The following is a 21971-nucleotide window of genomic DNA, read 5'->3' on the forward strand; positions in this document are numbered from 1 at the left end:
TCGGCGAGGGGTTCGTCCGGTTAGGGTGGACCTCAACCGAGGAACGGAGGTCGCGGATGGAGCCCATCGACTGGTCGTCGATAAACTGGACGACGGTGCTGTCGGTGACCTGGATCGTCATCGAGTACATCGTCAAGATCATCGCCATCGGCGTCGTCCCGGAGAACCGGCGGCCGTCGTCGTCATCGGCGTGGCTGCTCCTCATCCTCTTCCTGCCCATCGTCGGCATCCCCCTCTTCCTGCTCATCGGCAGCCCCTACATCAACCGCAGGCGGGCGCGCATCCAGGCGATGGCGAACGAACTCATGCACAAGGGCGCCGACGACCTGCCCGATGTCCCGCCGTCGCTCAAGGCGCCGCGCGACTTCGACCTCATCGCCGAACTCGCCCGCAACCTCACCGAACTGCCCATGGTCACCGGGACCAACCACGGCATCAGCATGGACTACGACCGGACGATCGAGCGGATGGCCGAACTCGTCGACGGAGCCGAGAACTACGTCCACGTCGAGATCTACATCATGGCCTGGGATAGGACGACGGACGTCTTCTTCGAAGCGCTCAAGCGGGCAGCCGCCCGCGGAGTGCACGTGCGCGTCCTCTACGACCACATCGGATCGCGGAAGTACCCGGGATTCCATTCGCTCGGCAAGCGTCTGACCGCGGCCGGGATCGAATGGCACCTCATGCTCCCGTTCATCCCGTGGCAGGGCAAGGCGCGGCGCATCGACCTGCGCAACCACCGCAAACTCCTCGTCGTCGACGGCAAGCGGGCGATGATGGGCTCGCAGAACATGATCGACTCGAGCTACGACATGAAGGCGAACATCAAGGTCGGGCGGCACTGGCACGACATCATGGTCGAGGTCAGCGGGGAGATCGTAGCGACGATCGAAGCCGTCTTCGCCACCGACTGGTACACCGAGAGCGGGGAGGAGCTCGGCATCCGCGACTACGTGTGGGGCGTCGAGGTCCCCGACGTCGGGGGAGACGTCTGCGGGATGCAGCTCGTGCCCTCGGGGCCGGGGTTCACCACCGAGCCCAACCTCAAGGTCTTCAACTCCCTCTTCTACCTCGCGCAGGAGAAGCTCTCGATCGTCAGTCCCTACTTCATCCCCGACGAGTCGCTGCTCGCGGCCATCAACACCGCCTCCTACCGGGGCGTCGACGTCGAGCTCTACGTCAGCGAGGAGGCCGACCAGTACGTCGTCGGACGCGCCCAGGCCTCGTACTACCAGGCACTGCTCGAGGCGGGCGTGCGCATCTTCCTCTACCCCAAGCCCGCGGTCCTCCACACGAAGTGCTTCGTCGTCGACGGGAAGTACGGGGTCATGGGCTCATCGAACATGGACATGCGCTCCTTCGGGCTCAACTACGAGATCAGCCTGCTCACCACCGGCGGCGACCTGGTGGGCGACATCTCCGCGGTCATCGATGACTACCGGGAGAAGAGCCACGAGCTCACCCTCGAGGAATGGATGCAGCGGCCGTGGACGCGGAAGTACATGGAGTCGGCGATGAGGCTGATGTCGGCGCTCGCGTAGCTCCCTCGCCGAGGCGGCCGCTCAGTCCCGTTCGGCCCCGCCGATGCCCTCGGGGTCGACGACGGCGGCGAGCCGACGATCGAGCGGATCGTCCCACCACCGGTCGATGCCCCGGTCGAGGACGGCGACACGTTCGCTCAGCGCCTCCTGTTGGGATCCCGGGCAGATCGAGGCGAGGTCGGCGAAGAGCGCGCGCAGACGGCGCTGGATCTGGATCGAGGTCGTTCCGAACTGGCGGATCTCGTCGGTGGCGGCGGCGACGTACTCCGCCCAGCTGCGCATCCAGTCGCGCAGCACCGACGCGTCGGGACGGGAGGCGAGCTCCTTCTCCTGAACGTCGATCATCGGTGAGAGCCGGATGAGGATCGCCTCGATCTGGTCGAGCGCCTGGACTGCCCGGGACGGGTCGTTGACCGCCGGCGAGAGCGCCTTGAGCGCGATGTCGGAGATCGTCCGGATCGCCCCGAAGGGACCGTTCTCCGGAGATTCGATGTCGCCGAAGGCCACCGCCTTCTCGAGTTCGTCCTCCTGTCTGCTCGTCAGCGCCTCACTCGTCCGGAAGAGCAGGGTGTGGACGGGCACCGGGGTTCCCACCGTGGGCACGAGTTCGATCGTGCATCCCCACGCGTCCTCGAAGTCGAGCAGACGAGGAGTGTTGACGGCGAGCAGAGCGTCGCCGCCGGAGCCGTAGTGTCGACGTCGGACGAGGTGGCCGTCGGGCACCGAGCGTTCGGAGACGGCGACGGCGTGGGTGTGGAACCGGTCCGGGGAGAAGCGCAGGGCCTTCCACCCGTCACGGGCGAGTCGGCGCAGCAGTGCCCCGGAGTTGAGCAGTGTGCACACGCGCACGACGAAGGCGAGGAACATCACCGCGCAGGCGAGGGTGACGAGGACGGCTCCGACGGTGCCCGTCCACGGCTTGTAGCTGTCCTCGCCGAGGGCGATGCTCAGGGCGATGAGCAGCGAATAGACGAAGGTGGCGACGAAGGAGCCCAGGGCCCATTGAACGACGCGGTCGCTCTGGAGGAGGGGCGCCAGGCGCACGGACATCGTCGTGATCCCCAGGCTCATCGCCGTCGTCAGGGCGGCGAATGCGAGACCGGCCAGCGTGACCATGGCACCGGAGATGATCCCGAGCAGCGAGGCGACGCTGCCGGAGTCGAGATCCGGATACGGGGAGAAGACCTGGGCGAGTCCGCGGTCGACGAGCGGGGTGAGCAGACCGAGGACCACCGAGGCGATGAGAAGGCGCAGCGGGACGTCCCACATCGTCGTCGGCCGGATGTGCCGGCGCATCTTCCGCCATTCCCGGCGGTCGGCAGCGCTCTCCCGGGTCGGACCGGTCTTCTGTGACGGGGAGCTCGACTCGCCGGTCGCGGAAGGATGGGGGTGGGCCTGCGCCATCGGCTGCCTCCTTGGAAATCCGGTGTCGGTCGCCGTCGACGCGGTGCTGCGGCCTCGGGCGGAGCAGGGGCAGTTGCGAGTCTAGCGCGGCGCGCGGAGTGCGGAACGCCTCCCCGAGGAGGATCCGATGCGAAATCGGGCCGGATATCGGACCGGATCCGCCTCGGGGGCGCCGCGATACGACCGGCGCCTACGCGGAACCGGTGACGTCTGCGCCGAGGCTGCCCTGCTCCTCGAGTGGGACGTCGAGGAGGTCGTAGACGCCGTCGAGGATCTCGTCGGGGCGGAACGGATACTTCCGGACATCCTCGGCGGTGGAGATCCCCGAGAGGACGAGGACGGTGTGCATGCCGGCCTCCATGCCCGCGATGATGTCGGTGTCCATGCGGTCGCCGATCATCGCCGTGCTGATCGAGTGCGCTCCGATCTTGTTGAGCGCCGAGCGGAACATCATCGGATTGGGCTTGCCGACGACGTAGGGCACCCGGTTCGTCGCCTTCGTGATGAGGGCCGCGATCGCGCCGGTCGCCGGGAGAACGCCCTCGGGGCTCGGGCCGGTCGCGTCGGGGTTGGTAACGATGAAGCGCGAGCCCGCATCGATGAGCCGGATCGCCTTCGTGATCGCCTCGAAGGAGTAATTGTGGGTCTCGCCGACGACGACGAAGTCGGGGTCGTGCTCGGTCATGATGAACCCGGCCTCGTGGATGGCCGTCGTCAGTCCCGCCTCGCCGACGACGTAGGCCGTGCCGTGCTCGACCTGGTGGGAGAGGAAATCGGCCGTGGCCATCGCCGAGGTCCAGATGTTCGCCTCGGGGACCTCGAGCCCGTTCGAGCGCAGGCGCGCAGAGAGGTCCCGGGCCGTGTAGATCGAATTGTTCGTGAGCACGAGGAACGGGATGTCGGCCCGCCGCCATTGGGCGAGCAGCTCGGCGGCACCGGGCAGGGCGCTGTTCTCCCTGACCAGGACACCGTCCATGTCGGTCAGCCAGCATTCGATCGATTCGCGATCCATGACTCTCCTCGTGCTAGTCCGGGGGCCGAAGCGCCTGCCTCCTAGCCTAGTCGGCTTTCGACGCTTCAGTCGGATGACGAGGTGAATCCTCCCTGTCCGAGGCGCATCGAGACGGTTCTCGACAGCACCCAGTAGAGGCCGCCGGCGACCGCCATCGACGGCAGGGACGCCGTGAGCCAACGGAACGGTTCGGACGGGACGTAGTCGACCGGGTTGAGGAGGAGCGCGTAGACGAGCGCACCGGCGGCCATCGAGGCGAAGGCGACGAGGTTGAACCCGCCGGTGTAGTGATACGGGGAGCCGGATCGGTTGTCGTACATCGCGCGGATGTCGAGGCGCTGCCTGCGCAGGACGAAGAAGTCGACGAGCTGGATCGCGCACAGCGGTCCGAGCACGATCGCACCCCACGAGACGAACCGACCATAGTTGTTGTAGGTGGCGTCGGGGAAGAAGACGAGGACGACGGCGGGGATGAGGATGACCGCCCCGAGCACCGGCCAGGGCATCCTCCGGCCGATGTTGCCGGTGCCTCCGCGCACAGCGACGAGTGCGGCATAACCCTGGGCGACGATCGAGGTGATGTTCGCGAAGCCGACGAAGACGAGCGCCAGTCCGCCGAGGACGAAGCCGCCGAGGGGGATCATCCACTGTGTCGGGTCGTCCGAGCCGAGTGCGAGCGCCGAGAACGCACCGACGACCGCGGCGATGACCGAGGCGAGGAAGAGGCCGATCATGTTCGGCCAGTACGCCGCCCGCGAGCTTCTCGTCAGGCGGGCGAGGTTGCCGACGTTCGGCCACCATGCGAGGCCGCCGGCGATGTTGAGCTCGATCGCGAGCATGAACGCCATGTGCCGGTCGACGTCGGAGGCCAGGGGCGGGAGGGCTACGAGTTCGGACCACCCGACCTGGGTGAAGATGAGGACGAGCATGACGAGGGTGACGACGACGAGCCCCGGCGCGACGATCTTGTTGACCGTCTCGATCGAGGTCGGGCCGCGCATGAGGATGACCCACGAGACGACGACCGCGGACAGCCCCATGAGTTTGACGGTGAGGCTGTCGGTCGCGAAGTCCGTGCCGAAGAGCGCATTCCACACGTTCGCGAACGCGTGGCCGCACATGATCGCGAGCACCGCGGCCCACGCGGCGGCGAGCAGGGCGGAGAGGGCGAGCATGATCGCCCGGGCGCCGCCGGTGCCGAAGGCCGAGCGCAGGGAGACGAACTGCTCGATCCCGTAGCGGATAGCGGGGATGCACGGGGCGAGGGCGACGAGGAAGATCGAGATCCCGTAGCCGATGACGATGCTCGCCACGGCCTCCTTCGCTCCGACGTAGTAGGCGACGGCCCCGCCCTGGAGGAAGGCCCAGGTCGCGATCGCCAGGCCGATGTTCGCCGCCGAGAAGTCCCAGAAGCTCCAGATCCGATCCTTGGTCAGCAGCGGCAGATCGCTCGTCGATCCGGCGTCGGCCAGAGCGGTGCGCTGGAAGCGGCGCGGTGCCCGGCTCACAGCAGGCACCACGCGAGAAGGGCTGCGGAGAGGACGGCGAGGACGGCGACGGAGAGGCCGAGGTCGCGCCACGGCAGGGGATCGAGGATGCCCTCGTCGCTCTCGGGGTCCTCGTAGAGGTCGAGGCGGCGGTCGAGTTCTGTGCGGAAGTCCCTGTCCATCATCGGCTGTGGTCTCCTTTGACCGTTCGTCCTGCGCTGCGCGCCGGCTGAGAGCCATGCGCAGATGCGACTCTATACCGTCCGGACGGTTCTGTCGTGGAGATCGTCACAGAGCGGACAGGGCGCCGACTCTCAGTCCCCGCCGAGGTGGCCCACCTCGGCGAGGGAATGCACCGTCCGATTGCGGAAGGCATCGTCCTCGCGCAGCTCGGTGATCCCTCCCGGTCGGGTGGCGAACGTGGCCCGGCCCATCGCCTCGAGGGGGAGTTCGAGCCACCGGCCGACGACGAACGTGTGGGCGAAGCCGTGGGTGACGATGACCTGGCAGGCGCTTTCCCGGGTCAGCGCCTCGTCGACGGCCGCGTACACGCGCTCACCGGCGGTGCGTCGGGTCTCGGCGCCGTCGATGCCGACATCGTGGTCGAGGCGATCGCCGACGGCGGGCGGGAAGACGAAGCGCTCATCGAGCCACGACTGCTCACGGCCCTCGGCGATGCCATAGGAGATCTCACGCAAGCGCGGATCGGCCAGGGCGGCTGTGCCGAGCTCCGCGGCGATGGCCTCGGCCGTCTCCCACGTTCGGGCGAGGTCGGAGGAGATCACCTCGGCGGGTCCGGTGATCCGGCGGCGCAGCTCTGCTCCGATCGCACGCGCGTGCCGGCGACCTCGTTCAGTCAGCGCGGAGTCATGCCAGCCGCCGACCCGGCCCTCGAGGTGATGCTCCGCCTCAGGGTGCGTGACGACGAAGAGCGAGCGGATGACAGCCATGATGGTGTCGACTCTAGCCGAACTGTGCTCGGGCGCTCAGGGAGTCACGAGGTCCTCGACGAGGCGGCGCGCCCGGACCAGGCGGCGGTCGTCGCCGTCGATGCCGCGATGGACGATGCCTGCCTCGAGGAGAAGGAAGACGTGCTCGGCGAGCGACCGGGAATCGGAGCTGCCGGCAAGGATGTCCGCGAGCAGGGCTTCGACCGCGCGCTTGTGCGCGCGGATGACGCCGCGCCCAGGATGCTCGGGCGGAAGCTCGGCGGAGACGTTGACGAAGGCGCAGCCGCGATCGGTCGAATCGGAGTCGAGCGTGTAGGAGTCGAAGACCGCGAGCGCGCGGCTGCCCGGTGTCGACTCCGCCGAGAGCGCGGCCAGGCGTTTCTCCAGGCGAGCCCACCAGACCTCATGTCTGACCTGGAGGTAGGCGGCGACGAGGGCGTCCTTCGACCCGAAGCGGTCATAGAGCGTCCGCTTCGTCAGACCCGACTCCTCGGCGATCGTGTCGACGCCGACGGCGTGGATGCCGTGGGAGTAGAAGAGCTCGGCGGCCGTCTCGAGGATCCGTCGCGCCCCCGGGGTCAGCTGCGGGGGAGTGAGGTCGTCGTGCGGGTCTGGCCTCATCGCTGCTCCCTTCCCTGCTCTGTAGGTGGCCACGAACGTGGCCCGCGCCGTCCGGTTCGCCTGCACCGAGACTTTACAGATCAGTGTACCTGCCTGCAGACTGTTTCACAGACCTGTGAAGTTCCGTCATCGACACCCCGAGGAGGCCGACGATGGCATCGACGACGTTCCTCAGCCGTCGCCGCACCCTGTGGCTGACGGCGGCAGGGCTGAGCCTCATCGCCGTCTGCTACGGACTGGCCCGGTTCGCATACGGCATGTTCCTGCCCGCGTTCCGCGCCGAGTTCGGCCTCGATGCGCAGCTCGCCGGCACCATCGCCGCCGGCTCGTACGTCGCCTACTGCGCGGCGATCGTCGCCTCCACGATCCTCACCCCTCGCCTCGGCGCTCGTCTCGTCGCCGTCAGCGCCGGTGCGATCGCCACGCTCGGCATCGCGATTGTCGCCCTCGCGCCGAATGCGATCGTCCTCGCGGCAGGCGTCCTCATCGCCGGATCGAGCACCGGAGTCGCCTCCCCACCGCTCGCCGGCGCGGTCGCCCGAGCCGTGAGAGCTCCCGTCCGCGATCGGACGCAGACGGTCATCAACGCCGGCACGGGCGCCGGCGTCGCCGTCGCCGGACCGGTCGCTCTCCTCACCGTCGATGAGTGGAGACTCGCGTGGCTCGCGTTCGCGCTCGTCGCAGCAGTCGTCACCGTCTGGACGTATCTCGCCGTACCGGGTCGGGGCGCCGGACAGGCTCCCGCGGACCGTGAGCCGACCCGTCAGCGGTCCTTCCTGCCTCGGCCGCTGCTGCGACCGGGCAGTGCCCGGCTCATCGCGGCCGCCGCACTCATGGGGCTCGCCAGCTCAGCGGTGTGGACGTTCGGCCGCGACCTCCTCGGCGGGGCCGAGGGGATCGGTCCGACCGCCTCGGCGATCGCCTGGATCCTGCTCGGGGTGTGCGGACTCGTCGGGGCGGTCACCGGCGATGCCGTGTCGCGGCTGGGCCTGCGCCCTGCCTGGACGCTGTCGATGCTCGTCCTCGCCGCCGTCACCATCGCCTTCGCCCTCGTCCCAGGCCTCCTCCCAGCCGCCTGGACGGCGGCAGCGGTCTTCGGTGCTGTCTACATCGTCCTCACCGGTCTGCTCCTCCTCTGGGGCACCGAGCTGCGTCCCGACGATCCGGCTGCCGGCGTCGGCCTCGGCTTCCTCGTCCTCGCCCTCGGGCAGGCGCTCGGCGCCCCGCTCGTCGGTGTCCTCATCACCGCCGCCGGCGCGGTCCCTGCGTTCGCCGTCGCCGCCGCAGCCGCAGCGCTCGGCGCGCTCGTCCTCCCGCGTCGCCCCTGAGCCGGGGACCGTCGACCTCCCACCGGGCGACGGCCGCGTCATCGGCGGACGGTAAGGTGAAGACCATCACGACGAAGGAGCGGAGAATGAGCGAGAGCAAGGTCGTCGAGCAGCGCGGACTGTGGCTCGACGAGATGGAAGTCGGCACCGTGTACAAGCATGCGCCGGGCCGGACCATCACTGAGGCGGACAACACGTGGTTCACCGCGGTGACGATGAACACCCAGGCCCTCCACCTCGACGCCGCCTTCGCCGAGACCGAGCCCTTCGGCCAGCGCCTCGTCAACTCGATGTTCACGCTCGCCACGCTCATCGGCCTCTCCGTCTCCCAGCTCACGCAGGGCACGATCGTCGGCAACCTCGGCTTCTCCGAGGTGAGCTTCCCGGCCCCGCTCTTCCACGGCGACACCCTCTACGCGGAGACCACGATCCTCGACAAGCGCGCCTCGAAGTCCCGTCCCGGGCAGGGCATCGTCACCCTCGAACACCGCGGGTACAACCAGAACGGGCAACTCGTTGCCAAGGCCGTGCGCCAGACGATGATGTTCGACTCCTCCCACGCCGAGGTGGCCGCTGAGTCCGCGGCCCCCGCCGCGGACGCGACAGCGCAGTCCGGGACCTCGGATTCCGCGTCCACCGCCGCGGACGCGAGCGCCCAGTCCCAGCAGTCGTCGACCGGAGAGTGAGGAGAGCACCCATGGCCCTCGAATTCGCCCCCGCCTGGCTCTTCGTCCCCGGCGACCGGCCCGACCGGTTCCAGAAGGCCGCCGAACGCTCCGACATCGTCATCCTCGACCTCGAGGACGCGGTCAACGACGCGGACAAGTCAGACGCCCGTGAAGCGATCGTCGACTACCCGCTCGACCCGACCCGCACGGTCGTGCGCGTCAACCCCCGCGACTCCGACCACCTCGGCGAGGACCTGCGGATGCTCGAGCGCACCGACTACACCGCCGTGATGCTGCCGAAGGCGGAATCCGCCTCCGACCTCACGATCCTCTCCGGCTTCGAGGTCATCGCCCTCATCGAAACGGCCCGCGGGGCGCTCGCCGCCGCCGAGATCGCCGCCGCCCCCAACGTCTACGGGCTGATGTGGGGCTCCGAGGACCTCATCGCCGACCTCGGCGGGGGATCCTCACGCCGCGCCGACGGCACGTGGCGCGACGTCGTCTCCCATGTCCGCAGCTCGACGCTGCTCGCCGCGCGCGCCCACGGCAAGCACGCGCTCGACTCGATCTGGGCCGACATCCCCGACCTCGACGGCCTCCGCGAGGAAGCCGAGGACGCCGTCGAATCCGGGTTCAGCGGCAAGGTCTCCATCCACCCCAACCACGTCCCGGTCGTCCGCGAGGCCTTCCGCCCCAGCGACGAGCAGCTGGAATGGGCCCGTGGCGTCCTCGACCGCGCCGGATCGGAGAAGGGCGCGTTCGCCTACGAGGGGAAGATGATCGACGCGCCGCTGCTCAAGCACGCCGAACTCATCGTCGCCCGCGCCCGCTGAGCCCATGCACCTCACCGACGCGATCGTCGCTCAGCAGATCGACGAGGTCCTCGCCGCGGCGGACGCCCACGACGGCATCGCCCCGATCGTCGGGGCCGGCGATCCGATCCTCCGCACCCCGGTGCTGCCGTACTCCGGTCAGGTCGACGACGCGACCCTGGCCCGCCTCGCCGAGGTGATGGCGAAGACGATGCGCGAGGCCCCCGGTGTCGGACTCGCAGGCCCCCAGGTGGGCGTCGGACTCTCGATCTTCGTCGCCGAGGATCCCGCAGCCGTGAGCGCCGAGGTCGCCGCCGTCCGCGAACGCGAGCCGCTGCCGCTGCGCACCGTGCTCAACGCACAGTACGAACCGGTCACCGGTGAGCTCGCCGCCTTCTACGAAGGGTGCCTGTCCATCCCCGGCTACCAGGCCGTCGTCGCCCGGCCCCGCACGATCGGGCTGCGCGGAGTCGACCTCACCGGTGCGCCCATCGACGAGGAGGTCACCGGCTGGTCGGCGCGAATCGTCGCCCACGAGACCGACCACCTCGACGGCATCCTCTTCCTCGACAAGGCCGAGATGCGGTCCCTGTCGACGAACGCGGCGGTCGCGAGACTGTGGAACGAGCCCTCGACCCAGCGGGCTGCGACGGAACTCGGGTTCACCCTGCCGAGCGGCCTGCTGCTCTGACGACGCTGCCGGTGCTCTGACGACGCTGCCGGAATCTCGGCGCACGGTGCGCCGGGGCGGTTCGGGTCGTGGCCGGGAGACTCACACGCGCACCTCAGGTGCGCATGATTCGATGAGGGCATGCGCCTTCCCGACATCCCAGCACGCCACCGTCTCCTCGTCCGCACCGTCTCGACCATCGGCTCCGGTGCGCTGAGCATCGTCCGCCGCCGCGACTTCGCCGCCGAGCACCAGAACACGGCACGGGCCGCCTACGCCGTCGCCACCGCAGCGATGACGTGGCTCGGCGGGACGAGGGCCTTCGCGGACACCGATGTCGACCTCGTCGCCCCCGGCGGCACCGAGGCGGGAGAGCCTGCCCGCTACGCCGAGGACGAACCGTTCGGATACGTCGACGGCGGCGATCCGGAGGCCTGGTGGATCGAGGATGCGACGTGGAGGTCGCGGGCGTTCCTCAACCTCGCAGCCGCCGCCGCGGCCGGTGCTGCGAGCTGGATGCTCTGGGGACCGATCCAGAACCTCAAGGACTCCTGGGACGAGAAGCTGCCCGACGGGCTCGGTCGCGGACTGGGTGCCGTCATCAACTCCTCGGTCGTCGCGGGCACCGCCTTCGCCGTCGACAGAGCCGAGGAGTTCGTCGCCCGCGAAGCCCTCGACGGGCACATCGACGTCGCCCCCGTCGAGATCGAACTCCCCGCACACGTGCGGGCCTCCCTCGACGCCCTCCTCGACGAACCCCACCCGCAGTCCCAGGACGTCGCCGAGGTCATCCGCGCCCAGCTCGACCACGGCCGCTTCTTCATCACGGTGCCCTACTCGAGGAAGCAGTTCCCCGGGGATGATCCGATCGAGCTCTCCGATGCCGACCTCTCCGCTCTGCTCGCCGAAGAGGACGTCTCGAGCATCGACGTGTACCTCGACGCAGAGGCTCCGAGGGCGATCCCGGCGAACCACACCTACCCGGTCAGTGCGCTCTTCGAGCGGGACGCGGACAGGTCCGGATCCAGCGCTGACCCCGCACTCTACGAACTCAGCCTCGACATCCGGGACGGACTCCTCGACCGCATCGACCTCTACGGAGTCGATGCCGAGCTCGATGCCGAGGTCGCGGCGATGACGGCCGACAACCTCGGCGCCTCAGCACCGGGAACCCTTCACCCCGAGGGGATCGAAGGGTGGGTGGAGCCCGACGTCATCGACGGCGAGGACGTCGACGACGCTGACCTCGCGGCGGTGAGCATCGAAGCGCCCCTCACGCTCGCGGACTGGCCGGCACCCGAGGACCTCACCTTCCGCACCGACGGTGCTTGAGCGGTGCGGGAATAAGCGGACACGGACGTCGTTGTACCTGTTATGAGCGAACTCCGCACTCTCACCCTCGGCGCAGGCTGCTTCTGGTGCCTCGACGCCGTCTACCAGCGCACCACGGGCGTGACCTCGGTGATCTCCGGATACACCGGCGGTCACACCACCGACCCGCACTACCGTGAGGTGTGCTCGGGCACGACCGGTCACGCCGAAGCCCTTCAGGTCACCTTCGATCCCGAGATCGTGCCCGAGAGCATCATCCTCGGACTCTTCTTCACCGGGCACGACCCGACGAGCCTCAACCGGCAGGGCTACGACGTCGGCACACAGTACCGTTCGGCGATGTTCTACCGGGACGAGGAGGAGAAGGCCCGGTTCGCCGAGGCGATCGAAGCGGCCCAGGAGTACTTTGACAAGCCCATCGTCACGACCCTCGAACCGCTCGGTGTCTTCTACCCCGCTGAGACGGTCCACCAGGACTTCTACTCGAACAATCCCGACAACGGCTACTGCCGGGTGATCATCGACCCCAAACTCTCGCAGGCACGGAAGGCCTATGCGAACTGGGTGAGCTGAATGGGGAGCAGGAAGAAGTCCGGGTGCGCGAAGAAGGACAAGCGCCGGAGGAAACGCGAGCGGCCCGACCACGAACGGGAGCTGACACGGGCGTACTTCCTCGACGGTGAGACCGGTCCGTGGGCGATGAAGCTCGCGGCCAGGGAATCCCTCACTCGCCTCGGCGCGGGAGCCGTCGAGGACAGCACGGTCGTCGGCGGTGCTGCGATCGGCGACGGGACGAGTGTCGGCGACGAGACGAACGTCGGTGACGCCGCGGGCGGCGGCTTCGGCTCCGCCGGCGAATCACCCGCTGCCGCCGACGGTGCCCGTCTCGCTCCCGCGAAGGCGGACAGAGGGCGCACCGGACCGGACTACTCCGCCCCGAGTTCGATCGACTCACTCACCGATCCGGTGCTCCACGCGATCGCCACCCGGCGTTCGATCTCCAAGGTGGGCCCGGAGACGCCGAGCGACTCCGACCTCCGAGAGATCATCCGCATCATCTCCACCGTCGCCGACCACAAGGCTCTCAAACCGTGGCGCTTCCTCATCCTCCGGGGAGACGACCGGATCCGCCTCGGTGAGGCCCTCGACGAAGCCGACGGCATTACGCGCAAGGACGGTGAGTTCAATACGAAGCCGCTGCGGGCCGAACTGCTCCTCGCGCTCGTCTCGTCGCCGACCCCGCACCCGAAGGTCCCCGAATGGGAGCAGCACGCGACCGCGGCGGGAGCCGGTCACCTCCTCGAACTCGCCCTCTGGCAGGCCGGATGGGGAGTGATGTGGCGCAGCGGGCACCTGACGAACGCGCCGGCCGTGCGCAGGCTCCACCGCCTCAGGGACGGCGAGCTGCTCATGGGCTGGTTCTACATCGGCTCGGTCCCCGAACGGTACCGCGCGCGGCTCGCCGCGGGCACCCGACCCCGGCCGGACCCCGACCAGTTCCTCGACACCCTGTGAAGGGCGAGGACCAGGCAGCCGAGAACCCGTCGACGACGAGGCGGCTGCCTACCGAGATCTACGTCCTCGTCGCTGCGGCCTTCATCGTCGCGCTCGGCTACGGCATCATCGCCCCCGTCCTCCCGCAGTTCGCCGCGAGCTTCGACTTCGGGGTGACCGCGGCGTCGATCGTCGTCTCCTCCTTCGCCCTCTTCCGGTTCGTCTTCTCACCCACATCGGGTCGCCTCGTCGACGCCTTCGGCGAACGTCGGATCTACATCACGGGTCTCCTCATCGTCGCCGCCTCCACCGCGGCCGTGGCCTTCGCCCAGAACTACTGGCAGCTCCTCGTCTTCCGGGGACTCGGCGGCATCGGATCGACGATGTTCACCGTCTCCGCGATGGCGCTCATCATCCGACTGGCCCCCGTCGACGCCCGCGCGAAGGCGTCGAGCACGTACGCCACGGCGTTCCTCGTCGGCAACATCGCCGGACCGGTCCTCGGCGGACTCATGGCCGGGTGGGGGATGCGCGTGCCGTTCATCATCTACGCCGCAGGCCTCGTCGTCGCCGCCGTCGTCGTGCGGATCTTCCTCGCCTCGACCGCCTCGGCGGGATCGGCGACGAGGCTCGGCCGGGCGCGGATCGCCGCAGCCGCGGATCAGCCCGCGCAGGAGGTGATGACGTTCCGGCAGGCGTGGCGGGACTCCGCGTACCGTGCCGCACTCGTCTCCGCGTTCGTCCAGGGCTGGTCGGCGATGGGCATCCGGGTGGCGATCTACCCCCTGTTCGCGATCCAGGCGCTGCGCGCCGACACTGCGGCGGCCGGACTCGCGCTGACGATGTTCGCCCTCGGCAACGCGGCGGCCGTCGCACTCGTCGGCCGCTTCGCCGACACCTACGGACGCAGGCCCTTCATCATCTGGGGTCTGCTCACGCTCGGCCTCTCGACTGCCGCGCTCGCCTTCACCGATGCGCTCTGGGTCTTCTTCGCCCTCTCGATACTCGCCGGAATCGGCTCCGGGCTGGCCAATCCCGCCCAGCAGGCCACGGTCGCCGACGTCGTCGGCCGTGAGCGCAAAGGCGGGCGGGTACTCGCGAAGTACCAGATGGCGCTCGACGGGGGTGCGATCCTCGGGCCCGTCCTCGCCGGAGTCATCGTCGACCACGCCGGCTATTCGTGGGCGTTCGCGCTCACCGGGGCACTCGCCGTCATCGCCGCCGCGTACTGGCTCACCGGACGCGAGACCCGCCCGCGAGAGCTGCGTTGACTCCGACGCGGTGAACCGACAAATACGCGGTCTGCTAACCGCGTATTTGTCGGATGACCGCGTCGGTGCGGCTGAGGGTTCGCAGAACCTGCACAGGGTGCACTGAGGAGAATGCGCGGCGCCGGGTCACTAAGATGAGCGTGGTGTCGCCGAGCGCCGGTGACCCAGCCGGCCACCCGAGCAGAAAGAGCCCACGTGAGCTTTCTCACCCGCCTGAGTCTGAAGAACCGAGCGCTCATCGCCCTCATCTCCGTCGTCGCCGTGATCTTCGGCGTCATCGGAGCAGGAGCACTCAAGCAGGAGCTCTTCCCCTCCCTCGACAATCCCCAGGCCACGGTCACCGCGACCTATGAAGGGGCCACGCCGCAGGCCGTGGAGAGTGAGGTCACCGACCCGCTCGAAGCAGCGCTCTCACCCCTGCCGGAGGTCGAGGACATGACCTCGGTGTCCTCGGCCGGCAGCGCCACGATCACCGTGAGCACGAAGTACGGCGAGAACTCCGACGACATCGTCCGGTCCCTCCAACGCGCCGTCTCCCAGGTCCAGCCCCAGCTGCCCGACGGAGTCGAACCCAATGTGCTCACCCTGAGCACCGACGACATACCCGTCCTCGCCCTCTCCGTGACCTCCGACGCCGACGAGGACAAGCTCGCCGCAGAGCTCAACGACTTCGTCGAACCCGAGCTCTCCAAGGTCGACGGCGTCTCCCAGGTCCAGATCGCCGGCGCGAAGACCAAGCAGGTCGAGATCCGCATCCGCGAGGACGACCTCGAGGACGAAGGGGCGAGCATCGACGAGATCGCCGGCGTGCTCCAGGCCAACGGCGTCCCCACCTCGGCGGGCGACCTCGAAGGCGGCGACGGGACAGCCCCGGTCGAGGTCGGGTCCCGCATCCGATCGGTCGACGCGATCAAGGACCTCGTCGTCTCCGGCACCGACGGTCCGGTCAAGCTCTCCGATGTCGCCGACGTCGCGATCGCCGACGCCCCAATCGAATCGATCTCCCGCACCAACGGCAAACCCTCCCTGTCACTGTCGGTGATGAAGGAGTCGGATGCGAACACCGTCGACGTCTCCCACGCGGTCTCGGCGAAGCTGCCGGAGCTCGCGAAGACGCTCGGCGACAACACGGAGTTCGTCTCCGCGTTCGACCAGGCCCCGTTCATCGAGCAGTCGATCGACGACCTTCTCAAGGAGGGCATGCTCGGCCTCGTCTTCGCCGTCCTCGTCATCCTCGTCTTCCTCCTGTCCGTGCGCGCGACGATCATCACTGCGATCTCGATCCCGCTCTCCCTCCTCATCGCCCTCATCGGCCTGTGGATGGGCGGGGAGACGCTCAACATGCTCACCCTCGGGGCGCTGACGATCTCCGTCGGCCGCGTCGTCGACGACTCGATCGTCGTCATCGAGGCCATCCGCAGGCGGCATGCGGCCGGCGGCGACAAGTTCGCCAACATCCTCGCAGCCGTCGCCGAGGTGGCCGGAGCCATCACCGCCTCGACCCTGACCACGGTGGCCGTCTTCCTCCCACTCGCCTTCGTCACCGGCCAGACCGGGGAGATGTTCCGCCCGTTCGCGCTCACCGCGACGATCGCGCTGCTCTCGAGCCTCTTCGTCGCGCTCACCATCGTCCCCGTCCTCGCGTACTGGTTCCTTCGCCAGCGGGAGGCCAAGGTCAGGCTCACGCGGGAGGAGAAGGCGGAGATCAGGCAGAGCCGCAGGCAGATGCTCACGCAGTGGCGGGCGGAGAAGAGGGCCGCGCGCAAGGCTGCGAAGAAGCAGAGCATCACCGCCGCCGGCCGCCACGACGCCGGCGGCGACGTCGAGACCGACGAAGGGGTCGTCCCCGCAGGCCGAGCCGCCGGGCTCGGCGCCGCAGCGGGAGCGTCGGGGGCCGCCGAGGTCGATGAGCTCGCCGCCCTGCGCTCACCGGTCACACGACTGCAGAGGACCTACCTCCCGGTGATCTCGTTCTCGACGAAGCACCCGGTGCTCATGATCGTCGCCGCGCTCATCATCCTCGCCGGCACCGGGGCGATGGTCCCGCAGCTGAAGACCGAACTCTTCGGCGACACCGGGCAGGAGCAGCTGCAGGTCACGCAGACCTTCGACCCGGGCACCGACCTCGACGAGGCCTCCGAGCAGTCGCAGCAGGTCGAGGACATCCTCGTCGCCGATGACAGCATCGAGTCCTACCAGGTCTCGATCGGCGGCTCGACGTTCGGGTTCGCCGACGACTCCGAGCTGAGCGGCACGTTCATCGTCAACGCGAAGCCGGGCACCTCCGCGCAGTCGATCAGCGCGGAGCTGCAGAGGAAGTTCGATGCCCTCGAGGGTGTCGGACAGGTCGAACTCCAGGACCAGAGCTCGGCACCGGGCGCGCAGACCATCGACGTGACCCTGACCTCGAGCGACACCGCCGTCCTCGAGGACACCACGGAGAAGGTCGCCCAACGCCTCGAGGATGTGCCCGGAGCGCAGTCGGTGACGAGCGACGTCGAAGCCGTCCAACCCGTCATCGAGGTCAAGGTCGACCAGGAGAAGGCCGCCGAGGAGAACCTCACCGAGGCGGCGATCGGTCAGTACGTCCAGCGCGCGATGCGAGGCCAGAGCATCGGAGAGGTGATCATCGACGACGTCACCCACTCCGTCCTCCTCTTCGACCGGGAGGCGAACACCGTCGAGGAGCTGCGCGACCTGCAGATCCCCGGAAAGCCGGAGACCCCCGACGCACCGACCGGGGCAGGCTCCGGCGCGGGAGCCGGGGCAGGCACCGGTGCTGGTGCTGGTGCGGGTGCAGGCACCGGTGCGGGTGCTGGCACGGGCGCCGGGGCGGGCGCGGGTGCTGCGCCGGCCGCTGAGCCGCGTCTCATCGATCTCGACGACGTCGCCGACGTCGAGGAGGTCACGACCGCGCCGAACATCCGGCACACGAACAGCCAGCGGTCGACGACGGTGTCCGTGACCCCCGAGGGCGACGACCTCGGTGCGGTGTCGGCCGCGGTGCAGTCGGCACTGGGCGAGGTCGATGTGCCCGACGAGGTCTCCGTCGACACCGGCGGCGCCACCGAGGAGCAGCAGGACGCGTTCTCGCAGCTCGGCCTCGCCATGCTCGCTGCGATCCTCATCGTCTTCGTCATCATGGTCGCGACCTTCAAGTCGCTGCTCCAGCCGCTCATCCTCCTCGTCTCGATCCCCTTCGCAGCGACCGGATCGATCGCCCTGCTCCTCCTCACGGACACGGCGATGGGGCTGACGGCGATGATCGGCCTGCTCATGCTCATCGGCATCGTCGTGACGAACGCGATCGTCCTCATCGACCTCATCAACCACTTCCGCGCCCGCGGCGTCGAGCTGCGACCGGCGATCGTCGGGGGTGCCCGGCTGCGCTACCGGCCGATCCTCATGACCGCGGCCGCGACGATCTTCGCGCTCGTGCCGATGGCGCTCGGGCTCACCGGCGGGGGAGTGTTCATCTCCAAGCCGCTGGCGATCGTCGTCATCGGCGGCCTCGTCAGCTCGACGATCCTCACCCTCATCCTCGTCCCCGTCCTCTATCTCCTCCTCGAGGGGGCGAAGGAGCGCCGAGCCGAGAAGAGGCGGGTGAAGAACATGGCCCGCGGAGAAGTCCTCGACGCCGCCGAGGCGCGTGCCGAGAGGGAGACGGCGACCGCGACGACCGGTGCGGGGGCAGGCGGCGGTCCCGGAGCGCGCACCGATGACGGCGGCGATGCGCGAGGCGATGAAGCGAAGCACTGAGCCCAGAGGCGAGGAGGAGCGATGAGCACAGCGAGCGAACTCGCACCGAAGGAGCGGCGACGCCTGTGGTTCGAACTCGGGCTCGTCGCCGCACTCTCGCTCGGGCAGTCGGCGGTCTACGCCGTCGTGCGCCTCCTCGACATCGTCACCCGCGGACCGATCAGCGACGCCGAGGCCAAACTCAACACCTCCCTCAACCCCCGACCGATCTTCGACCTCGTCTACCAGCTCCTCGACATCGGCTTCAGCCTCGTCCCCGTCGCCCTCGCCCTCTACCTGCTCACCCGCGATCCCGACCCGAAGCCGCTCGCCCAGCGTCTCGGAGTGCAGGGGAAGGCGGTGCACGACTTCGGACAGGGCGTCCTCCTCTTCCTCGTCATCGGTCTCGGCACCCTCGCCGTCTACGCGGGCGGCCGGGCACTCGGGATCACAGCCGAGGTCCAGCCGGCCAACCTCGGCGATCATTGGTGGACGATCCCCGTCCTCCTGCTCGCGGCGGCGAAGAACGGCGTCCTCGAAGAGGTGCTCATCTTCGGCTTCGGCGCCGAGCGGCTGCGACAGCTCGGATACGGCCCGTGGACGATCATCATCGCCCTCGCGCTCTTCCGCGGCAGCTACCACCTCTACCAGGGGATCGGGCCGTTCATCGGCAATGTCGCCATGGGGATCATCTTCGGCTGGTTCTATATGCGCACCCGCCGGCTCATGCCCATCGTGTGGGCGCACACGCTCATCGATGTCGTCGGGTTCCTCGCCCCCGGGGTGCTCAGCCTCGTCGACCCTGGTTGAGTCCGCACGGAACGGGACCACCTGACGTCCCGGCGGAGGGTGGGGGAACGAGCCCTGCCGGGAAGCGGCCCCGGGCATTTAGGTCAGTTCTCCATGACGAAATGCACTGGTCAGCGCCGGTTCATCCCCGGTTCACCATATGGTCGGGCCAGGGAAAACCTCCCCTGGAAACCTCGACCGGGTGAGCGCCGGATGCCGGTGCGGACCCTGACATCGACCCCCGAGGAGACGAATGATGGCACCACTGCGCGAACTGCTGCCCATGGCCGGACACGTGCGTGGCAAGCGGAGTCCTGTGACCTGCGCGCTCAAATGCGACAACGCGTGCAGCAAGGCGATCTGCAACACCTCGTCCAACGGCTACTTCCGTGACATCGTCGGGGCGCAGCTCTCCCGCCGGGCCGTGCTCGGCGCCTCGGCCGCCGGGGCGCTGGCCATCGCAGTGACCACGGCACCGAGTCCCACCGCCCGTCGGGCGGCAGCGGCCCCCGCCGGGACCCTCGACTTCTCCGCGATCGACCCGGTGCCCGCCGAGGTCGACGACCTCATCGTTCCCGACGGCTACTCGTGGCATCCGATTATCCGGTGGGGAGATCCGATCTTCCCCGACTCACCGAAGTTCGATCCCGAGAACCAGAGCGTCGAGGCGCAGCGACGTCAGTTCGGCTACAACAACGACTTCCTCCAGATCCAGATCGACGAGTCCGGTGACGGCAGCCGGGCCGTGCTCTTCGCCAACCAGGAATACACCAACGACGCCATCATGTACCCCGACAGCATGGACGGTGCGACGAAGCGGGCGATCAGCCGAGACGCCCACGGACTCACCGTCGTCGAACTCACCCGGGCGAATGAGACGACCCCGTGGAAGGTCGACGTCAACGGCGAGCGCAACCGCCGCTTCCTCATCGACACCGAATACGCCTTCACCGGACCCGCCGCCGGCACCGACCTGCTGCGGACCAAGGACTACCCGCAGGGCGACAAGGTCCAGGGCACGCTCGGCAACTGCTCGGGCGGGCTCACTCCGTGGGGAACCCTCGTCTCCGGCGAGGAGAACTTCAACTCCTACTTCAGGGCGCAGGGCACCTCGGAGGCGGACAAGCGCTACGGGCTGACGAACGAGGACTCCGCCTACGGCTGGGAGGCCGACCTCGACCGCTTCGACACGAACTCGAACGGCTTCGCCAACGAGGCGAACCGGTTCGGCTGGATCGTCGAGGTCGACCCGTGGGATCCCACCTCGACGCCGCTCAAGCACACGAGCATGGGCCGCTTCAAGCACGAGGGCGCGAACATCACGATCGCCGACTCCGGGCACGCTGTGGCCTACATGGGCGACGACGAGAAGTTCGACTACCTCTACAAGTTCGTCTCGAAGGACCGCTACGTCGAGGGCGACCGGGCTGCGAACATGCGCCTGCTCTCCGAGGGCGATCTCTACGTCGCGAAGTTCACCGGCAACTCGCCCAAGAGTGAGATCGACGGCAGCGGAACGGTCCCCTCCGACGGTGAGTTCGACGGTGCCGGACAATGGCTGCCGCTGGTCAAGGGCGGGAAGTCCCAGGTCTCGGGCATGACCGTCGCCGAGGTGCTCGTCAACACCCGTCTCGCCGCCGACAAGGTGGGGCCGACGAAGATGGACCGCTGCGAGGACGTCGAGCCGAACCCGGTCAACGGACGGATCTACGTCGCGTGCACGAACAACTCCGACCGCGGCGTCGACGGCAAGGCAGCAGCCGACGAGGCGAACCCGCGCACGGAGAACCGCGACGGGCACATCGTCGAGATCACCGAACGCGGCGGCGACCACACCGGCACCGAGTTCGACTGGACGCTGCTGCTCGTGTGCGGCGACCCGAAGCAGGGGGACGCGACCTACTTCTCCGGGTTCCCCGCCGACCAGGTCTCGCCGATCTCGTGTCCGGACAACGTCACCTTCGACTCCGCGGGCAACCTGTGGATCTCGACCGACGGTGCGCCGTCGGGAATCGGGTACTGCGACGGTCTGTTCAAGGTGACCATCGACGGCGACCAGCGCGGCCGGGTCGAGCAGTTCCTCTCCGTTCCCCGCGAAAGCGAGGTGTGCGGACCGCTCGTCCACGACGCGTACGATTCGGCGTTCGTCGCCGTCCAGCACCCCGGCGAGGACGGTGAGTGGTCGAACCAGCACTCGCGCTTCCCCGACTACGTCGATGAGACCGATGTCGACGCGGGTCTCGCCGCCCTGCCGAGGCCGACTGTCGTCCAGGTGATCAAGGGCGCTGGCGAGGAGCCGACCGAGACGCCGACCGAGGACCCGGGGGACGCCGACGAGGACGCGAACTCCGCAGCCGAAGGCGACCAGGACGGGGCGAACGAGGACGAGGACAACGCGCAGGACGACTCGTCGGGCTCGAAGAGCGGCGCGCAGGACGCGGCGAAGGACGCCGCCGCGGCGGGAGCCGGTGCGGCCGGTGACGCCGGCGGCTCCGGCTCAGGCGGCTCCGGCTCGGGCGGCAGCGGATCCGGCGGTGCAGGCGCGAACGGCGGTTCGGGTGCAGGCGCGAACGGCGGAGGCTCCGGATCCGGCGGTGCGGGAGGCGACCTGCCGCGGACGGGCACAGACGCGACGCTGCCCCTCCTCGGCGGGGGAGCGGGCCTGCTCGCGGCCGGCGGTGCACTTGCCACCGCCGCGCACCTGCGACGGAGGAGGGCCGCCGACGGCGATGACGTCGCCGAGGCAGGAGACGGATCCCAGGGTCCGACCCCGGTCTGACCGGGCCGGGCTGGAGGAGTCCGGCCGCAGACGACAGTGGTCACAGAACCGAGGCGGAATCGCTCACAGGGC

At 68.9% G+C, this 21971-nt stretch carries 18 protein-coding genes; 12 read left to right on the top strand and 6 right to left on the bottom strand.

Annotation, left to right across the window (positions count from 1 at the left end):
- Positions 1–104: 104 nt before the first annotated feature.
- Positions 105–1544, top strand: coding sequence for a cardiolipin synthase (gene cls / locus EZE58_RS01520; RefSeq protein ID WP_346773167.1), 1440 nt, complete (start codon positions 105–107; stop codon positions 1542–1544).
- 21 nt (positions 1545–1565) lie between these two features.
- On the opposite strand, the gene EZE58_RS01525 is transcribed toward cls, so the two are convergent.
- The 6 genes from EZE58_RS01525 to EZE58_RS01550 form a co-directional block, all read right to left on the bottom strand.
- Positions 1566–2948 (bottom strand): DUF2254 family protein, encoded by a 1383-nt coding sequence (locus tag EZE58_RS01525; protein WP_167559659.1) that lies wholly within the window; start codon positions 2946–2948, stop codon positions 1566–1568.
- A gap of 190 nt (positions 2949–3138) precedes the next feature.
- Positions 3139–3960, bottom strand: a complete 822-nt coding sequence (locus tag EZE58_RS01530; protein ID WP_009380898.1) for an HAD-IIA family hydrolase — start codon at positions 3958–3960, stop codon at positions 3139–3141.
- 65 nt (positions 3961–4025) lie between these two features.
- Positions 4026–5468 carry a cytosine permease gene (locus tag EZE58_RS01535; protein ID WP_009380899.1) on the bottom strand — a complete coding sequence of 481 codons (1443 nt, stop codon included), beginning with the start codon at positions 5466–5468 and terminating at the stop codon, positions 4026–4028.
- The gene (locus EZE58_RS01540) at positions 5465–5632 is read right to left on the bottom strand and encodes a hypothetical protein (protein ID WP_162909042.1); all 168 of its coding nucleotides are present in this window, start codon (positions 5630–5632) and stop codon (positions 5465–5467) included. The genes EZE58_RS01535 and EZE58_RS01540 overlap by 4 nt, the downstream gene beginning before the upstream one ends.
- Before the next feature lie 129 nt (positions 5633–5761).
- Entirely contained in the window at positions 5762–6397 is a 636-nt protein-coding gene (locus EZE58_RS01545) for a histidine phosphatase family protein (protein ID WP_009380900.1), read from the bottom strand.
- A 36-nt stretch (positions 6398–6433) separates the two neighbouring features.
- On the bottom strand, positions 6434–7018 hold the full coding sequence (locus tag EZE58_RS01550) for a TetR/AcrR family transcriptional regulator (RefSeq protein ID WP_009380901.1): 585 nt from the start codon (positions 7016–7018) through the stop codon (positions 6434–6436).
- Positions 7019–7170: 152 nt separating this feature from the next.
- Here EZE58_RS01550 and EZE58_RS01555 point away from each other — a divergent pair, with 152 nt between their 5' ends.
- The 11 genes from EZE58_RS01555 (at position 7171) to EZE58_RS01605 (ending at position 21899) form a co-directional block, all read left to right on the top strand.
- The gene (locus EZE58_RS01555; protein WP_167559661.1) at positions 7171–8346 is read left to right on the top strand and encodes an MFS transporter; all 1176 of its coding nucleotides are present in this window, start codon (positions 7171–7173) and stop codon (positions 8344–8346) included.
- Positions 8347–8432: 86 nt separating this feature from the next.
- Complete coding sequence (locus EZE58_RS01560; RefSeq protein ID WP_167559663.1) at positions 8433–9032, top strand: MaoC family dehydratase; 600 nt, start codon at positions 8433–8435, stop codon at positions 9030–9032.
- An 11-nt stretch (positions 9033–9043) separates the two neighbouring features.
- The gene (locus EZE58_RS01565) at positions 9044–9847 is read left to right on the top strand and encodes a CoA ester lyase (RefSeq protein ID WP_167559665.1); all 804 of its coding nucleotides are present in this window, start codon (positions 9044–9046) and stop codon (positions 9845–9847) included.
- Positions 9848–9851: 4 nt separating this feature from the next.
- Positions 9852–10517 carry a peptide deformylase gene (locus tag EZE58_RS01570; protein WP_167559667.1) on the top strand — a complete coding sequence of 222 codons (666 nt, stop codon included), beginning with the start codon at positions 9852–9854 and terminating at the stop codon, positions 10515–10517.
- Between the two features lie 120 nt (positions 10518–10637).
- Positions 10638–11828 (top strand): hypothetical protein, encoded by a 1191-nt coding sequence (locus EZE58_RS01575; protein WP_009380906.1) that lies wholly within the window; start codon positions 10638–10640, stop codon positions 11826–11828.
- Between the two features lie 42 nt (positions 11829–11870).
- A complete protein-coding gene (gene msrA / locus EZE58_RS01580) occupies positions 11871–12401 on the top strand; it encodes a peptide-methionine (S)-S-oxide reductase MsrA (RefSeq protein WP_009380907.1) in 531 nt (176 codons plus the stop codon).
- Complete coding sequence (locus tag EZE58_RS01585) at positions 12402–13343, top strand: nitroreductase family protein (protein ID WP_009380908.1); 942 nt, start codon at positions 12402–12404, stop codon at positions 13341–13343.
- Positions 13340–14593 carry an MFS transporter gene (locus EZE58_RS01590; protein ID WP_167559669.1) on the top strand — a complete coding sequence of 418 codons (1254 nt, stop codon included), beginning with the start codon at positions 13340–13342 and terminating at the stop codon, positions 14591–14593. Before EZE58_RS01585 ends, EZE58_RS01590 begins: the two co-directional genes overlap by 4 nt.
- Positions 14594–14788: 195 nt before the next feature.
- Positions 14789–18352, top strand: a complete 3564-nt coding sequence (locus EZE58_RS01595) for an efflux RND transporter permease subunit (protein WP_009380910.1) — start codon at positions 14789–14791, stop codon at positions 18350–18352.
- 21 nt (positions 18353–18373) lie between these two features.
- Positions 18374–19141, top strand: coding sequence for a CPBP family intramembrane glutamic endopeptidase (locus EZE58_RS01600; RefSeq protein ID WP_009380911.1), 768 nt, complete (start codon positions 18374–18376; stop codon positions 19139–19141).
- 232 nt (positions 19142–19373) lie between these two features.
- The gene (locus EZE58_RS01605; RefSeq protein WP_167559670.1) at positions 19374–21899 is read left to right on the top strand and encodes a PhoX family phosphatase; all 2526 of its coding nucleotides are present in this window, start codon (positions 19374–19376) and stop codon (positions 21897–21899) included.
- Positions 21900–21971 lie beyond the last annotated feature (72 nt).

It is taken from the genome of Brevibacterium sp. LS14, assembly GCF_012027885.1.
Taxonomy (GTDB): Bacteria; Actinomycetota; Actinomycetes; order Actinomycetales; family Brevibacteriaceae; genus Brevibacterium; species Brevibacterium casei.

Excerpts from the sequence above, each read along its gene's own strand:
- EZE58_RS01530 (WP_009380898.1), bottom strand. The coding sequence starts at position 3,960 with ATGGATCGCGAATCGATCGAATGCTGGCTGACCGACATGGACGGTGTC.
- EZE58_RS01525 (WP_167559659.1), bottom strand. The coding sequence starts at position 2,948 with ATGGCGCAGGCCCACCCCCATCCTTCCGCGACCGGCGAGTCGAGCTCC.
- EZE58_RS01570 (WP_167559667.1), top strand. The coding sequence starts at position 9,852 with ATGCACCTCACCGACGCGATCGTCGCTCAGCAGATCGACGAGGTCCTC.
- EZE58_RS01550 (WP_009380901.1), bottom strand. The coding sequence starts at position 7,018 with ATGAGGCCAGACCCGCACGACGACCTCACTCCCCCGCAGCTGACCCCG.
- EZE58_RS01575 (WP_009380906.1), top strand. The coding sequence starts at position 10,638 with ATGCGCCTTCCCGACATCCCAGCACGCCACCGTCTCCTCGTCCGCACC.
- EZE58_RS01555 (WP_167559661.1), top strand. The coding sequence starts at position 7,171 with ATGGCATCGACGACGTTCCTCAGCCGTCGCCGCACCCTGTGGCTGACG.
- EZE58_RS01560 (WP_167559663.1), top strand. The coding sequence starts at position 8,433 with ATGAGCGAGAGCAAGGTCGTCGAGCAGCGCGGACTGTGGCTCGACGAG.
- EZE58_RS01540 (WP_162909042.1), bottom strand. The coding sequence starts at position 5,632 with ATGATGGACAGGGACTTCCGCACAGAACTCGACCGCCGCCTCGACCTC.
- EZE58_RS01565 (WP_167559665.1), top strand. The coding sequence starts at position 9,044 with ATGGCCCTCGAATTCGCCCCCGCCTGGCTCTTCGTCCCCGGCGACCGG.
- EZE58_RS01585 (WP_009380908.1), top strand. The coding sequence starts at position 12,402 with ATGGGGAGCAGGAAGAAGTCCGGGTGCGCGAAGAAGGACAAGCGCCGG.
- EZE58_RS01545 (WP_009380900.1), bottom strand. The coding sequence starts at position 6,397 with ATGGCTGTCATCCGCTCGCTCTTCGTCGTCACGCACCCTGAGGCGGAG.
- EZE58_RS01600 (WP_009380911.1), top strand. The coding sequence starts at position 18,374 with ATGAGCACAGCGAGCGAACTCGCACCGAAGGAGCGGCGACGCCTGTGG.
- EZE58_RS01605 (WP_167559670.1), top strand. The coding sequence starts at position 19,374 with ATGATGGCACCACTGCGCGAACTGCTGCCCATGGCCGGACACGTGCGT.
- msrA (WP_009380907.1), top strand. The coding sequence starts at position 11,871 with ATGAGCGAACTCCGCACTCTCACCCTCGGCGCAGGCTGCTTCTGGTGC.